This is a genomic window from Streptomyces sp. NBC_00306 (assembly GCF_036169555.1).
GTDB classification, from domain to species: Bacteria; Actinomycetota; Actinomycetes; order Streptomycetales; family Streptomycetaceae; genus Streptomyces; species Streptomyces achmelvichensis.
Genome location: NZ_CP108032.1, coordinates 5,625,878 through 5,640,343 on the forward strand (window position 1 = coordinate 5,625,878; position 14,466 = coordinate 5,640,343).

The following is a 14,466-nucleotide window of genomic DNA, read 5'->3' on the forward strand; positions in this document are numbered from 1 at the left end:
CCCTCCTGTCGTCTTCTCGAGCCGCCGTGTCAGTCGAACGGGATGCGGACGACGGACTGGTTGCCGACGCCCACCGTGCTCGCGCCGTTGCCGATGGCGTTCCAGACCTCGACGCGGACCCGTCCGTTGCTCAGATCGCCGAGTGCGCCCGTCGCCGACTTGAGGCCCTTCGCCTGGGTGTAGTGCTCGTAACCCGGCACGGGGTCCGTGGCGAAGTAGTGGTACGTCTCCGTCCGGTCCCAGCTGCCGTCGCCCGTCCGGTCGTAACTCACCCTGACCTGCTGCCCGTTGGCGACCGTCGATCCGGAGTCGGTGAACAGGTCGAACTGGGTGGCTCCGCCGTTGTATCGGCGGGTGATGCCGGACGAGGTGAAGACCTGCGGATTGTGCGGGGTGCCGTCGTAGTTGGCGCCGCCCGCCGAGGAGACGCTCACCGAGCCGGCCGATGCGGTGGCGTCGCCCGCGCCGCCTCCCGTCCGCAGATACAACTGCGAGGAACCGGACGGCGGCGGGGTGGTGGGCGGGGGCGTCGTGCCGCCGCCGCGGGTCCAGACCGCGACGTAGTCGACGAGCATGGGGCGGCCGGGCACGGTGGCTGCCGTCGGGGTCCCGGTGCCCGCGACACCGTTGGGGAAGGCGCCGCCCATGGCGACGTTGAGCAGGATGAAGTACCCGGCGTGGTCGGTCATATTGGCCCAGGTGCCCGCGTCGAAACGGTCCTGGCTGATGCTGTGGAAGAGCTGGCCGTCCACGTACCAGCGCAGTTGGTTGGGGGAGACGGACCGGTCCCACTCGAAGCGGTAGGTGTGGAAGGCCGACTGGCAGGAGGCGCCGGGGCAGGCGCGGCTGGCGCCGATGCCGTTGGTCTCGTTGCAGGGGCCGCCGGGGTTCACACCGCAGTGCAGCACGGCCCACACCGAGTTGATGCCGTTGACGTTCTCCATGATGTCGAACTCACCGATGGCCGGCCAGTTCCAGTAGTTGCCCCGGTAGGGGGCGCCGAGGGCCCAGAAGGCGGGCCAGTAACCGAGCGCGGCCTGGCCGGTGACGTTCGGCATCTGGATACGGCCCTCGATGCGCAGGGTGCCGCCGGCCGGGGCCTTGAAGTCGGCGCGCCTGGTCTCGATGCGGCCGGACGTCCAGTTGCCGGCGCCGTCCTTGAGCGGGGTGATCCGCAGGTTTCCGCTGCCGTCGAGACTGAGGTTGTCCGGGTTGGCGGTGTAGTTCTGGATCTCGCCGGTGCCCCAGTTGCCGGGGCCGCCGGGGTAGCCGTGGCCGAGGTCGATCTGCCAGTCGGCGGACGAGGGCAGCGTGCGGTTGGCGCCGTTGAAGTCGTCGCTCCACTGGAGATTCCAGCCGGGCGTGGGGGGAACGTCACCGCGCGCCTGTCCGGCGCCGGTGACGCCGACGAAGCCGGCGAGCGCGACGGCGAGGGCCACGACGACGGTGAGCAGGGGGGTGCGTCTGATGCGGCTCGTACTCACGGAACACCTCCGGGAGGATGGTGCCAAGGGTGTGTGAGAGCGCTCTCAGATAGTTTTGTAGTTGGAGCCGGTGGAGGCGTCAATGGCTCGGCATCGTCGACTTCCTGAAGGGACAGGGCAGTTGACCGATGTGGCTGGTCGGGTGCCCGGGCCGCGGAGTCCGTACGTCCGCAGGCCCTGCGGCCGGGTCAGTACGGCGGCGACCAGCTGGCCCGGACAGGCCGCGCGAGCCGCCCCGGCCCCGATGCGACGGCCGAGGACGGGCGGTCGGCGGGCGCGTCGGCATGGAGCAGTTCCCGCATCCGTGAGAGCCCGCGCAATACGTCCTCCCGGTGGCCGGCGGCCTTCATCCAAGCGGGCAGCCGCGTCAGCATGCTCATGTGCGGATGACCGTCGCGCTCCCGGAGGCCGGCGGCGAGATAGTGCTCCAGCGCGTCGATGTGGTGTTCGTTGTACGCCCACAGGACCTTGCCGCGGCACGGAGTACGGAGCCAGAGCGGCTGCCCGAAGAAGGGTTCGTCGGGTCCGCCGAGTGTGGCGGCGATCAGCGCGCCTCCACGGCGTTCGGCCTCCCAGTCCCGCACCGTGGCGCAGCGACCGCACGCCAGCCGGCGCGGGCGGAACAGCAGTTCGGTGTGGTACTTCAGCTCCGGCAGGCCCGGCCGGGGCATCACGTCGGCCCGCCCGCCGCACCCCGGGCAGACCACATGGATCAGATCGGCGTAGGCCTCGATCCTGGCGCCCCGGTCGACCGAGCGCCGCGGACGCTCGCCGTCCGTCTCGTAGTTCGTCACCTCGGCATGGTGCCCTGTCCGGTGGCGGCGAGCGACCCGGCGGTGTCCTGTCCGGTGGCGGCGAGCGACCCGGCGGTGTCCTGTCCGGTGGCGGCGAGCGACCCGGCGGTGTCCTGTCCGGTGGCGGCGGGGGACGCGGGGGATCCGGCGGTGTCCTGTCCGGTGGCGGCGGGGGACGCGGGGGATCCGGCGGTGTCCTGTCCGGTGGCGGCGGGGGACGCGGGGGATCCGGCGGTGTCCTGTCCGGTACCGGTCGCGTCCGATCCGGACGCCGCGCGCGAGCCGCTCGCGTCCAGTGCGGCCACCTCCTCCGCGCTCAGCACGAGGCCGGCCGCCGCCGCCGAGTCGCGGATGCTCTCCGGACGGCTCGCGCCCGGGATCGGGATCACCGTCGGCGACTGCGCCGACAGCCAGGCCAGTGCCACCTGTTGAGGGCTCATCCCGCGCGCCCGAGCCACCCGGTGGAACGCCTCGTATGGACCCGGCGCCTGCGGTCCGCCCGCCGGGCCGTCCAGCGCACTGCGGGAGATCCCCCCGAGCGGGCTCCACGGCAGATACGCCAGTCCCAGCTCCGCGCAGAGCCGCAACTCGGCCTCCCCGTCGCGCACCACGGGCGAGAACCGGTTCTGCACGGAGACGAGCCGGTCGCCCAGCATCTCCCGTGCCAGCCTGATCTGGTCCGTATCCACGTTGGAGATCCCGGCGAACCGGATCGTGCCCTCGTCCAGCAGCTCCCGCAGCGCGCCCACCGACTCGGCGAACGGGACGGCCGGATCGGGCTTGTGCAGCTGGTAGAGGCCGATCGCCGCACCGCCGATGCGGGCCAGTGAGGCATGGGCCGCCCGTCGGAGGCGCTCCGGTGCCGCGTCCACTGTCCAGCCGCCGTCGTCCGTCCGGCCACGCCCGCCCTTCGTGGCGACGAGCACCGCGTCGGTGTTCCCTCCGTACGAGGCGAGCGCCCGGGCGACCAGCAGCTCGCCCGCCCCCGGTTCGCCGCCGGGCGCGTAGTAGGAGTCGGCCGTGTCGATCAGCGTCACGCCCGCGTCCAGCGCGGCGTGCACGGTGGCGACGGCCTGCCGCTCGTCGGGGCGCCCCTCGATGGACAGCGGCATCGCGCCCAGTCCGACGGCGCCCACCCGCAGTCCGCCGACTGTGCGGTACCGCATCACCGCACCTCCTGGCGCGTCGCGAGAGTCTCCGACACAGCCTGCTGAAGCCATTCCGACGTATGCCGGAAGGTGTATCCGAGGGCTGTGGCACGGGAGTTGTCCATGGCGTAGGCGCGGGCGAAGGAGAACGGCGATGTCTCACCCACGTGTACCGGGGCGAATTCCACCCGGCCGCCCGTCTCCCGCTCGATCGCGGCGCAGATGTCCTGCGTCGTCAGCGGACCGTTCGCATGCGCATTCACCGGTCCGGTGAATTCCTGCCCCGTCGTCCAGGCGAGAAAGTCCGCGATCTCCTCGACATACACATAGGTGGCGGGATGGTTCTTCTCCGGAACGGCGATCGGCTCGCCGGCCCTGATGCGTTCCGCGTAGTGGTCCACGCGCGCGGTGAAGTCGTCGTGTCCGCCGAGGACATGGGCGACGCGCACCGCCACGGACGGGAAGCCGGCCGCGGCCGCGAACACCGCCTCCGCCTGCCGCTTTCCCTCGCCGTACTGCTCCTCCCGGAAGATGGGGTCGTCCCAGGGCAGGGCCGTGTCGATGCTCACCGTCAGCGGGTCGACGGCCTCCTCGCGCACCGGCTCGGCGGAGTCCTCGTACTCGTAGACCTCGACGGTGGACGTCATCACATAGCGGCGGGTCCGTCCCGAGAACACCCGCACCGCGATCTCCACCTGGCGCGGTGTGTAGCAGACCTGGTCGACGACCACGTCGAAGGAGCGTGAACCGATCGCGGCCCGCAGGGAATTCCCGTCGTCCCGGTCCGCGACCAGATGCCGCACTCCGGCGGGCGGCGCGGACGAACCGCGGTTGACGACGGTGACCCGGTCCTTTGATTCCAGCAGCCGGGCGATCAGCCGCTTTCCGATATAGCGGCTTCCCCCGATGACGCATATCTCGCGCATTCCTCAACTCCCTCTCGCTGTACGGCAAGTGTTACGTTGTCGGGCCGCAGCCTGAAGGGGGAGTCATGGGAGATTCGGCCTCTTCGCCGAAAGAACCTCGGCATTCGCGTCCTGCCGCCGTCGAAACCTCGGCGTCTGGTTTCGGCCGTTTCGACCGTATCGACCGGCAGATCCTGGAGCTCCTTCAGACGGACGGCCGGATCACGCTCAGCGAGCTGGGCCGCCGGGTACGGCTGAGCCCCGCGGCCGTCACGGAACGGGTCCGCCGGCTCGAAGCCTGCGGCGCCATCACCGGATACGGCGCGCATGTCTCCCCGGCCCGGCTCGGCCACGGGATCCAGGCCTTCATCCGTGTCGATCCGCACGGCGGCTACACGCTGAGGCACCCGCGGACGCGCGAGCTGCTGGAGCGCCCCGAGGTGACCGAGGCGCACCATGTGGTCGGCGAGGACTGCTGGATCATCAAGGTCGCCGTGACGGACACGGTCCACCTCGAAGAGGTGCTGGAACTGGTGTCGGCGCTGGGGCGGACGACCACGTCGATCGTGCTCACCTCGCCGCTGGAGCGGAAGCCGCTGCTGCCACCGTTGTGAGCACCGCGAGTGAGTCCGGCCGCAAGCACCGCGATGCGGCACCGCGAGGTACCGCATCGAGCACCGCCCTGACCTGGATGCTCACCTTTTGGTGAGTATCCCACTTAAGAGTCGGTACTTGTGGGGCAGTTCGTGGCGAAGAAGCATGGTCTGCATGTCCACCACGCAGAACTCCCTCACCCCTGTCACCGTCATCGGCCTCGGCGCCATGGGCCGCGCACTCGCCGGCGCGCTTCTCGACGCGGGCCGTCCCACCACCGTCTGGAACCGCTCTCCGGGCAAGGGGGACGACCTCGTCGCCCGCGGCGCCGTCGAAGCCGCGAGCGCCGAGGAGGCCGTCCGGGCGGCCGAGTTGATCATCGTCTGCGTCGTCGACCACGACGCCTCGGACGCGATCCTCGAACCGCTCGGTGAGGCCCTCCGCGGACGGGTGCTTCTCAATGTCACCTCCGACATCCCGGAGCGCTCGCGTCAGGCCGCGGCCTGGGCGGCCTCGCACGGCGTCGACTATCTCGACGGCGCCGTGATGGTGCCCACCCCGCTCGTCGGCTCACCCGACGCACTGCTCTTCTACGCGGGCTCCCGGGAGTCGTACGAACGGCACGAGTCCACCCTCAAAGTCCTCGGTGGACGCACTGCCTTCGTCGGTACGGACGCCGGACTCGCCGCGCTGTACGACCTGGCGCTGCTCGACTTCTTCTACGGCAGCATCTCGGGTCTGGTGCACGCCTACGCGCTGGCCACCGCCGACGGCGTCAAGGCGGCGGACATCGCCCCGTATCTCGACTCCATCGTCCGGATCCTGCCGCCCATCGCCCAGTACACGGCCGAGAACATCGACGCGGGCAGCTACCCGGGCCAGGAGGCGGGCCTCGCCATGATGGCGTCCGGCGTGAGCCACATCCTGCACGCGGCGCGGGCCCGGGGGCTCGACGTCTCGCAGTTGGAGTCGGTCAAGGCGGTGGCGGACCGGGCGATCGCGCGGGGTCATTGCTCGGACGACTGGGCGAGCACGGTGGAGGCGGTGCGGTCCGCTTCCTGACCGGATCCGAGTGCGTGCGCGCCTCACGTCGTCGGCCGTCGCCGCCGTACATCAGCCGTCGCAGCACCGCCTCGGCGGGGCCGCGGCGGCCGGCGCGTTCCAGGGCGTACGCCCCGGCCACCGTGAGCAGCCAGACGCCGGTCGCGAACAGGACCATGGTGGAGCTGGTCAGATGCTCCCCGAGGCCGAGCCCCCAGGCGGCGAGCACCGGTGCGAAGACCAGCGAGTGCGCCAGATAGCAGGACAGCGACCGTTTGCCGACGGCGGCCACCGCCGTCACGGCGCGCGCACCCCGCCGTTCCGGGCGTCCGGTCCACCAGTGGGCGAAGAGGGCCACCGCGGCCACATAGCCGAGCCCGGCCGCGTTGCCGGTGACGTCCCGGAGCAGGGTGAGCGCCCCCGACTCGCTCTGTGCCGCGTCGGGGACCCGCAGGACGCCGATGTGCGCGAGCGCGGCGGGCAGTCCGCCGAGCCAGCCGACCGTGATGCCGATGACGGCGGTCCGGCGCAGCAGCGGAAGGTGACGGCCGCTGTCCTCCAGGACACGGCGGCGCGCGGCCCAGAAGCCGATCAGGAAGATGACGTAGGCGCCGGCGAGCAGCGAGAGCGGCGCTGCGGCGAAGGTGACGAACAGCCCGGTGGTCAGCCGGGTGCCGGCGGCGGCGAGCCAGCTCTCCTCGCCGGCCGCGTAGGCCTCGTTGCCCGGCTCCGCCGAGGCGTCCCCGTACGATCCCAACTCGCCCTGGAACAGGGCGGGCAGGACCGGTCCGACGGTCAGCAGCACGAGCTGTACGGTCGCGACGGCGATCCACCACCCCAGCGCGCGGTCGCTGCGCCGCAGCACGAGCCATCCGAGCACGAGGCTCATCAGCCCGTAGAAGCCCAGGATGTCGCCGGCCATCAGCAGGGTCGCGTGCGCCAGTCCGATGACGATCAGCCACAGACTGCGGCGGCGCAGAATCCCGACCGCGTCCTTCTCGGAGCTTCCCGCGGCCCGTTGGCGCAGATAGAGCTGCGTCATGCCGTACCCGAAGAGGAAGGCGAAGAGGGGGTACACGCGCAGATCGAGCACGGTGATCATCGTGAACTGGACGGCGTGGTCGAGCCACGAGCCGTCCACGGGCTGCCAGCCCGAGGGGCCGCGGCGTGCGGCCCAGAGATGGAACGCGGTGTTGGACGCGGCGATGAGCAGGAGCATGATGCCGCGCGCGAGATCGGGTGCGAGCGCCCGCTCCTGAGGTCGCACGGCGCCCCGCCGCGCGGGCGGTGCCTCGGTTTCGACGGTCATGCCGTCACGCTAGGAAGGCCGGGTGGGTCGGCGGCATCCGTCTTCGGTCCATGAGCGGCCGACCAAAGGAGCCAGGGCCGCGCCGACCGGCGTACAGCGGCCCGCCGTCGGCCTCCCCTGCGGGGCTTTCCTTCACCCCGACGTCAAGGATTACCGTCGACGGCATGCGAATCGGCGAGCTGGCGGAGCGAACCGGGACCACCACACGGACCCTGCGCTACTACGAGACACGGGGGCTCCTGCCCGCGCGGCGCGCGGGGAACGGCTACCGCACGTACGACGAGGGCGATCTGCGGCTCGTCCAGCAGATCAGGACCCTCCAGGACTTCGGCTTCGAGCTGGAGGAGACACGGCCGTTCGTCGAGTGCCTGCGGGCCGGGCATCCGGCGGGCGATTCCTGCCCCGCCTCGCTCGCCGTCTACCGGGCCAAGCTCGGTGAACTGGACGCGCTCATCGGGCAGCTCCAGTCGGTACGCGCTCAGGTGGGCGCACAACTCGCGAAGGCCGAGGCGGACTTCGCCGAGGGTCCGGAACCACGATGCGAATTCGGAGGACACGCATGATGCGGGCAGAGGGTGTCGCGGAAGTGACCGACGCGGACTTCGACGCCGAGGTCCTGGGGGCGGATCTCCCGGTGCTGGTGGAGTTCACGGCGGACTGGTGCGGGCCGTGCCGGCAGCTCGCGCCGGTGCTGAGTGCGACGGCGGCCCAGGAGGCGGGCCGGCTCAAGGTGGTGCAGCTCGATGTGGACGCCAATCCGGAGATCACGGCCCGGTACGCCGTGCTGTCGATGCCGACGCTGATGGTGTTCCGCGCGGGGGAGCCGGTGAAGTCGATGGTCGGTGCGCGGCCCAAGCGCCGGCTCCTCCAGGAGCTCGAGGATGTGATCCGCCCCGGCGGCTGAGGCAGGAAGCGGGACGACCGTCCGGCGGAGGAGCTCACCGGCGCACAAAAATACCCCGGTACCGAATTGACGGCCGGGGTGTTTCGCTGCGTATATTGAGTGTTTGCATGCTCGGTTTCATAAACCGATGCGGGCACTCAAGTAGGGACACCATATCGCGTCGGGAGCGGAATTGTCAACCGAGGAAATGCATAATGAGCAGCAATTCGTCTCTCTGCTCTACGACCGCCTCGATGTGCTCCGCGACGAGGCCGAGGCCGCGGTCCGGTCCACGATCGGGCAGGTCAGTACGGGTCTCCAGGCCAAGCTGGAGCGCGATGTCAGTGTTGCCGAGCATTCCGCACGGCTCTCCGCCCTGAATGCCGTGGACGCCGGGCTCTGTTTCGGCCGTCTCGATCTTCAGGACGGCAGCCTCCATCACATCGGCCGTATCGGAATCCGCCGGGACGACCCGGAACACACACCGATGCTCGTGGACTGGCGTGCTCCCGTCGCCCGTCCCTTTTACCTCGCGACCGGCTATGAACCGATGGGGCTCCGACGCCGCCGGCACATCACCACCGAGGCGCGGACCGTCACCGCGCTGCACGACGAGATCCTCGATCTCGCCGACGCGACCCGTACCGGCTACGAGGACCCCGACGGCGACGCCGTCCTGCTCGCGGCGCTCGGCGCGGCCCGCACCGGGCGGATGGCCGACATCGTGCAGACCATCCAGGCCGAGCAGGACCGGATCATCCGGGCCCCGCGGCACGGCGTTCTCGTCGTGGAGGGCGGGCCCGGCACCGGCAAGACCGCCGTCGCGCTGCACCGCGCCGCCTATCTCCTCTACGCCCACCGCGAGCAGCTCGCCCGCCGCGCCGTGCTGATCGTCGGGCCGAACCCGGCGTTCCTCGGCTACATCGGCGAAGTGCTGCCTTCGCTCGGTGAGACCGGCGTGCTGCTGTCGACCATGGCCGAGCTCTACCCCGGTGTGCACGCCACCGGCACGGACAGTGCCGCGGCCGCGGAGGTGAAGGGCCGCGCGGAGATGGCCGATGTGCTCGCCCGCGCCGTACGCGACCGGCAGTCGCTCCCCGAGACGGTGCCGGACGTCGACCACGAGGACGAGGGCACCCTGCCCGGGCCGGCGCTGGAGATCGACCACGAGGAGTACGGCGTCCTGCGGCTCGACCGGGAGATGGCCTACGAGGCACGCGACCGCGCCCGCTCCACCCGGCTGCCGCACAATCCCGCCCGGCCCTACTTCGCCTTCCGGATCATCGACCTGCTGACCGAGCAACTGGTGGACCGGCTCGGCGCGGACCCGTTCGGCGGCCCCAACCTCCTCGGGCCCGACGACGTCGCGCAGCTCGCCAAGGAGATCGCCGCGAGCGCCGAGGTGCACGCCGCGATCGACGAGTTGTGGCCGGTACTCACCCCGGAGCAGCTCGTCGCGGACCTCCTCGCCCGGCCCGAGGAGCAGCTCCCGGACGAGGACGCCGACCTGATCCGGCGCGCGACCGGCCCCTGGACACCCGCCGATGTGCCGCTGCTGGACGAGGCCGCCGAGCTGCTCGGCGCCGACGACAGCGCCGAGCGCGCGAAGGCCGAGGCCGACCGAATGCGGCGGGTCGCCTATGCGCAGGGCGTGCTGGAGCTCTCCCAGGGCTCCCGGACCTACGAGTTCGAGGACGAGGAGTCCGAGGTGCTGGCCGCGCACGACGTCATCGGCGCGGAGGAACTGGCCGAACGCCAGGAGGAGAGCGACGACCGCAGCGCCGCCGCCCGTGCCGCCGCCGACCGCACCTGGGCCTTCGGGCACATCATCGTGGACGAGGCGCAGGAGCTCTCCGCGATGGCCTGGCGGCTGCTGATGCGCCGCTGCCCCACCCGGTCGATGACCCTGGTCGGCGACCCGGCCCAGACCGGCGACGTGGCGGGCCTCGGCTCGTGGGAGAAGATCCTCGGTCCGTACGTCGGCGACCGGTGGCAGCACACCCGGCTCGGGGTCAACTACCGTACGCCGGCCGAGATCATGGAGCTCGCGGCACAGGTGCGCCGGGAGACGTACCCCGGCTTCGAGCCGCCGCGCTCGGTGCGCTCGACCGGCGAGGGGCCGTGGACCGAGCGGGCGGCCGAGGGAGACCTCGGGCCCACGGTCCTCGCCGCCGTGGGCCGGGAGACGCCGAAGGAGGGCCGGCTCGCGGTCATCGCCCCGCGCGAACTGCACGGCGAACTGTCCGCGCTCGGCAGCGGCCCGGTCGATCTCACCCGGTCCGTCGTGCTGCTCGACCCGCGCGAGGCCAAGGGCCTGGAGTTCGACTCGGTGATCGTGGTCGAGCCCCGGCTCTTCGGCGAGAGCGATCTGTATGTGGCGATGACCCGCGCCACCCAGCGGCTCGGCATCGTCCACCGGGGCGAGCTGCCGGCGGCGCTGACGTCCGGAAGCTGAGCGGCGGGGGACGGCGTGGGAAAGGGGCGGCCGGGCGCGGAACGCGCCCGGCCGCCCCTCGTTCCGTCCTACATGTCCTCGGCGGGCCGCAGCCACACCGTCGCGAGCGGTGGCAGCGTGAGCAGGAGGCTGGAGGGACGGCCGTGCGACGGCGTCGACTCCGGCTTCAGCGGATCGGGGTTGAGGATGTCCGAGCCGCCGTACCGAGCCGCGTCCGTGTTCAGGACCTCCGTCCAGGCGGTCACCGAGTCCGGCACTCCGAGGCGGTACTCGTGGCGGACCACCGGGGAGAAGTGGCTGATCGCGAGCAGCGGCGTGCCCGAGGTGTCGAAGCGCAGGAAGGCGAAGACGTTGTCCTCGGCCGCGTCACCGTCCACCCAGGAGAAGCCCTCGGGGTCGGTGTCGCGCTGCCACAGGGCGGGCGTCGCGCCGTACACGCCGTTCAGATCGCGGACCAGTTTCCGCACCCCGTGGTGGTCCGCCTCGGCGGCGTACGACGGATCGAGCAGCCACCAGTCCGGACCGTGGCTCTCGGACCACTCCGCACCCTGGGCGAACTCCTGCCCCATGAACAGAAGCTGCTTGCCCGGGTGGGCCCACATGAAGCCCAGATAGGCGCGGTGGTTGGCCCGCTGCTGCCACCAGTCGCCGGGCATCTTGCTCACCAGTGACTGTTTGCCGTGCACGACCTCGTCGTGCGAGATCGGCAGCACATAGTTCTCGCTGTAGGCGTACACCATCGAGAAGGTCATCTCGTGGTGGTGGAACTTGCGGTGCACCGGCTCGTGCGAGACGTAGTCGAGCGAGTCGTGCATCCAGCCCATGTTCCACTTCAGGCCGAAGCCGAGCCCGCCGAAGCCGCCCGGGCCCACATGGTGGGTCGCCCGGGTGACGCCGTCCCAGGCCGTGGACTCCTCGGCGACCGTGACGACGCCGGGGCAGCGCCGGTAGACCGTGGCGTTCATCTCCTGGAGGAAGGCGACCGCGTCCAGGTTCTCCCGCCCGCCGTGCTCGTTGGGCGACCACTCGCCGTGCTCACGGGAGTAGTCGAGGTAGAGCATCGAGGCGACGGCGTCCACCCGCAGCCCGTCGATGTGGAACTCCTCGCACCAGTACACGGCGTTGGAGACCAGGAAGTTGCGGACCTCCTTGCGGCCGTAGTCGAACTCGAGGGTGCCCCAGTCGGGGTGCGCGGCGCGTGCCGGGTCCTCGTGCTCGTACAGCGGGCGGCCGTCGAACTCCGCGAGCGCCCAGTCGTCGCGCGGGAAGTGCGCCGGCACCCAGTCCATCAGCACACCGATGCCCGCCCGGTGCAGGGCGTCGACCAGATAGCGGAAGTCGTCGGGGGTGCCCATCCGGGAGGTCGGGGCGTAGAAGCCGGTGACCTGGTAGCCCCAGGAGCCGCCGAACGGATGCTCCGCCACCGGCATCAGCTCGACATGGGTGAACCCGAGGTCCTTCACATAGGCGGGGAGCTGGAGCGCCAGCTGGCGGTACGTCAGACCCGGCCGCCAGGACGGCAGATGCACCTCGTAGACCGAGAACGGCGCCTCGTGCACCGGCCGGCCCGCACGGCGGGCCATCCACTCCTCGTCCCGCCACACATGGTGGGACTCGGTCACGATCGAGGCGGTGTCGGGCGGCACCTCGGCGCGGCGCGCCATCGGGTCGGCCCGCATGGTGTGCGAACCGTCGGGGCGCATGATCTGGAACTTGTAGAGAGCGCCCTCGCCCACCCCCGGCAGGAACAGCTCCCACACACCGGTCGAGCCGAGCGAGCGCATCGGGAAGCCGGTGCCGTCCCAGTAGTTGAAGTCGCCGACGACCCGCACACCGCGGGCGTTCGGGGCCCACACGGTGAACCGGGTGCCGGTGACGCCCTGGTGGGTCATCGGCTGCGCGCCGAGCGCCCGCCACAGTTCCTCGTGCCGGCCCTCGCCGATCAGATGCAGATCGAGATCGCCGAGCGAGGGCAGGAAGCGGTACGGGTCGTGGGCCTCGACCTCGTGCGAACCCACGCCCCCCTCGCCGTCGTAGGAGACGAGCAGCTGGTACTCGGGGGCCTCGCGCAGCGGCAGGACGCCGGAGAACAGGCCGTCGCCGTCCTCGTGCAGCTCGGCCCGCAGACCCTTGGCGAGCACGGTCACGGTCCTGGCGAAGGGGCGCAGGACGCGCAGTTCGACGCCGCCCCGCACCGGGTGCGCGCCGAGCAGCCCGTGCGGGTCGTGGTGCCCGCCGCTCAGCAGCCGCTCCCTGTCGCCCTCCGCGAGCGGCTGGGCCGCCCGCACGCCGTGACTGCCGCCGGCCCGCGGCGGTGGCGTGGCGGCCTTCTTCGCGCGGGGGTCGGCCGTGCCGGCGGCGGCCGGCTTCTTGGTCGCATCGGATCCGGAGGAATTTCGGGACGGGGGTCGGGCGGTCACGGGGGCGGCCTCCTTGGGCACGGTGGGTTCAGGGGGTGGCGGCCAGGCGGTCGATCGCCGCCATGGGCACCGGCAGCCAGTCGGGGCGGTGCCGTGCCTCGTAGAGGGCCTCGTACACGGCCTTGTCCGTCTCGTACGCCCGCAGCAGTTCGGGCTCGGTGCGCGGATCGGTGCCGGCGGCCTCGGCGTAGCCCTCGCAGTACGCGGCCCGGCAGAGCTCGGCCCAGGCCGGGTTCCAGGGGCGGTGGGTGCGGGCCGCGTAGTCGAAGGAGCGGAGTATTCCGGCGATGTCGCGCACCGGGGGCTGGGGTTTGCGGCGCTCGGCGAGCGGCCGGGCCGGTTCACCCTCGAAGTCGATGACCGACCACTCGTTCTCGGTCTTCGAGCCGCCGTACAGGGTCTGGCCCAGATGCAGGTCGCCGTGGACCCGCTGGGCCCGCCAGGCGCGGCCGTCGCGGCCGAGCTCGGCCAGGGCGTCGAAGGCGGTCCGCAGCCGGGGCACGTACGGCAGCAGGGCCGGCACCGCCTGCGCGGCCTCCTCCAGGCGCCGGTTCATCGCGGCCGCCAGGTGCTCCGTCTGCGCACGGCGCAGCATGACGGTGGGCAGTTCGTCCGCCAGCGCGGTGTGCACCTCGGCGGTGACGCGGCCCAGCGAGCGGGCCTCCGCGGTGAAGGAGGAACCTTTGTTCAACGCGTCGAGCGCCAGCTGCCAGCCGTCCTGGGAACCGCGCAGGAAGGGCTGGAGCACACCGAGGGTGTAGGGCGCCGAACCGCTGTGGGGCCGTGCCTCGTACCAGGCCACGGGCGCCGGAACCCGGTCGCACCCGGCGCGGGCGAGCGCCAGCGGCAGCTCCAGGTCCGGGTTGGGACCGGGCTGGACCCGGCGGAAGAACTTGAGGATGTACGCGTCGCCGTACACGAGCGACGAGTTGGACTGCTCGGCCTCCAGGGGGCGGGCGACCAGCGATCCGGGGATCGTCGGCGCACCCTCGAACCGGGCGAAGCGCAGCGGTCCGAGCTGTCCGGGCCGGCGCAGCCGTTCCAGGACGATCTCGGCCAGCCGCCGGTCGCGCAGGCCCTCGTAGACCGTCCGGCCCGCCAGCGGGCCGTCCGTCGGGTGCCCGATCAGCGCGGGCGCGAGATGCGGGGGCAGGGTCTCGCGTACGCCGAGGAGCAGTTGGTAGCAGTCCTGTGGTGCGTCGGCCGGCAGGCCCGGCTGCTCCACGTCCACCAGCAGATGCAGCAGCCCGGGTCCCGTGCCGTCCAGGGGCAGCAGCTCGGTCGCCGAGACGAGCGAGAACCCGGTGACCGGATGGCCCTTTCCGGCGAACCAGCGCTGCCGTGGCAGCCAGGCGTACAGCAGGGGGGCGAGGGACGGGAGAAGAGCGATCTGAGTCCGGGTGGATGCAGCCTCCGACATGGCTTCGCGTCCT

11 protein-coding genes and 1 pseudogene are annotated in these 14,466 nt (G+C 71.6%); 5 read left to right on the forward strand and 7 right to left on the reverse strand.

Translation table 11 applies throughout. The annotated features are described in order from the left end of the window. Positions 1–29: 29 nt before the first annotated feature. The 4 genes and pseudogenes from OHA05_RS25260 to OHA05_RS25275 form a co-directional block, all read right to left on the reverse strand. Positions 30–1,484 carry a glycoside hydrolase family 16 protein gene (locus OHA05_RS25260; RefSeq protein WP_328861786.1) on the reverse strand — a complete coding sequence of 485 codons (1,455 nt, stop codon included), beginning with the start codon at positions 1,482–1,484 and terminating at the stop codon, positions 30–32. A gap of 188 nt (positions 1,485–1,672) precedes the next feature. Beyond that, positions 1,673–2,278: a hypothetical protein gene (locus tag OHA05_RS25265; RefSeq protein WP_328861787.1), complete on the reverse strand. Its 606-nt coding sequence runs from the start codon at positions 2,276–2,278 to the stop codon at positions 1,673–1,675. Between the two features lie 284 nt (positions 2,279–2,562). Continuing rightward, a pseudogene (locus tag OHA05_RS25270) lies at positions 2,563–3,444 on the reverse strand (aldo/keto reductase); the annotation flags it as partial. Next, positions 3,444–4,352: an NAD-dependent epimerase/dehydratase family protein gene (locus tag OHA05_RS25275; RefSeq protein ID WP_328861788.1), complete on the reverse strand. Its 909-nt coding sequence runs from the start codon at positions 4,350–4,352 to the stop codon at positions 3,444–3,446. The gene OHA05_RS25275 and the pseudogene OHA05_RS25270, both read right to left, overlap by 1 nt. Positions 4,353–4,417: 65 nt before the next feature. Here OHA05_RS25275 and OHA05_RS25280 point away from each other — a divergent pair, with 65 nt between their 5' ends. Both OHA05_RS25280 and OHA05_RS25285 read left to right on the forward strand, forming a co-directional pair. Continuing rightward, positions 4,418–4,945, forward strand: coding sequence for an Lrp/AsnC family transcriptional regulator (locus OHA05_RS25280; RefSeq protein WP_328861789.1), 528 nt, complete (start codon positions 4,418–4,420; stop codon positions 4,943–4,945). Positions 4,946–5,099: 154 nt separating this feature from the next. Further along, positions 5,100–5,987 (forward strand): NAD(P)-dependent oxidoreductase, encoded by an 888-nt coding sequence (locus tag OHA05_RS25285; protein WP_328861790.1) that lies wholly within the window; start codon positions 5,100–5,102, stop codon positions 5,985–5,987. On the opposite strand, the gene OHA05_RS25290 is transcribed toward OHA05_RS25285, so the two are convergent. Continuing rightward, on the reverse strand, positions 5,899–7,275 hold the full coding sequence (locus OHA05_RS25290) for a DUF418 domain-containing protein (RefSeq protein WP_328861791.1): 1,377 nt from the start codon (positions 7,273–7,275) through the stop codon (positions 5,899–5,901). The two genes, OHA05_RS25285 and OHA05_RS25290, sit on opposite strands and share 89 nt — an antisense overlap. 164 nt (positions 7,276–7,439) lie before the next feature. Here OHA05_RS25290 and OHA05_RS25295 point away from each other — a divergent pair, with 164 nt between their 5' ends. The 3 genes from OHA05_RS25295 (at position 7,440) to OHA05_RS25305 (ending at position 10,613) form a co-directional block, all read left to right on the forward strand. Then, positions 7,440–7,838 carry a MerR family transcriptional regulator gene (locus OHA05_RS25295; protein ID WP_313943994.1) on the forward strand — a complete coding sequence of 133 codons (399 nt, stop codon included), beginning with the start codon at positions 7,440–7,442 and terminating at the stop codon, positions 7,836–7,838. Beyond that, the gene (gene trxA, locus OHA05_RS25300) at positions 7,835–8,179 is read left to right on the forward strand and encodes a thioredoxin (protein ID WP_313943993.1); all 345 of its coding nucleotides are present in this window, start codon (positions 7,835–7,837) and stop codon (positions 8,177–8,179) included. Before OHA05_RS25295 ends, trxA begins: the two co-directional genes overlap by 4 nt. Positions 8,180–8,366: 187 nt before the next feature. Then, complete coding sequence (locus OHA05_RS25305; RefSeq protein WP_328861792.1) at positions 8,367–10,613, forward strand: HelD family protein; 2,247 nt, start codon at positions 8,367–8,369, stop codon at positions 10,611–10,613. Positions 10,614–10,681: 68 nt separating this feature from the next. Here OHA05_RS25305 and glgB read toward each other — a convergent pair whose 3' ends face one another. Both glgB and OHA05_RS25315 read right to left on the reverse strand, forming a co-directional pair. Continuing rightward, entirely contained in the window at positions 10,682–13,033 is a 2,352-nt protein-coding gene (gene glgB, locus OHA05_RS25310; protein ID WP_443043772.1) for a 1,4-alpha-glucan branching enzyme, read from the reverse strand. A 28-nt stretch (positions 13,034–13,061) separates the two neighbouring features. After that, positions 13,062–14,453: a maltokinase N-terminal cap-like domain-containing protein gene (locus OHA05_RS25315; protein ID WP_328861793.1), complete on the reverse strand. Its 1,392-nt coding sequence runs from the start codon at positions 14,451–14,453 to the stop codon at positions 13,062–13,064. Between the last annotated feature and the right edge of the window lie 13 nt (positions 14,454–14,466).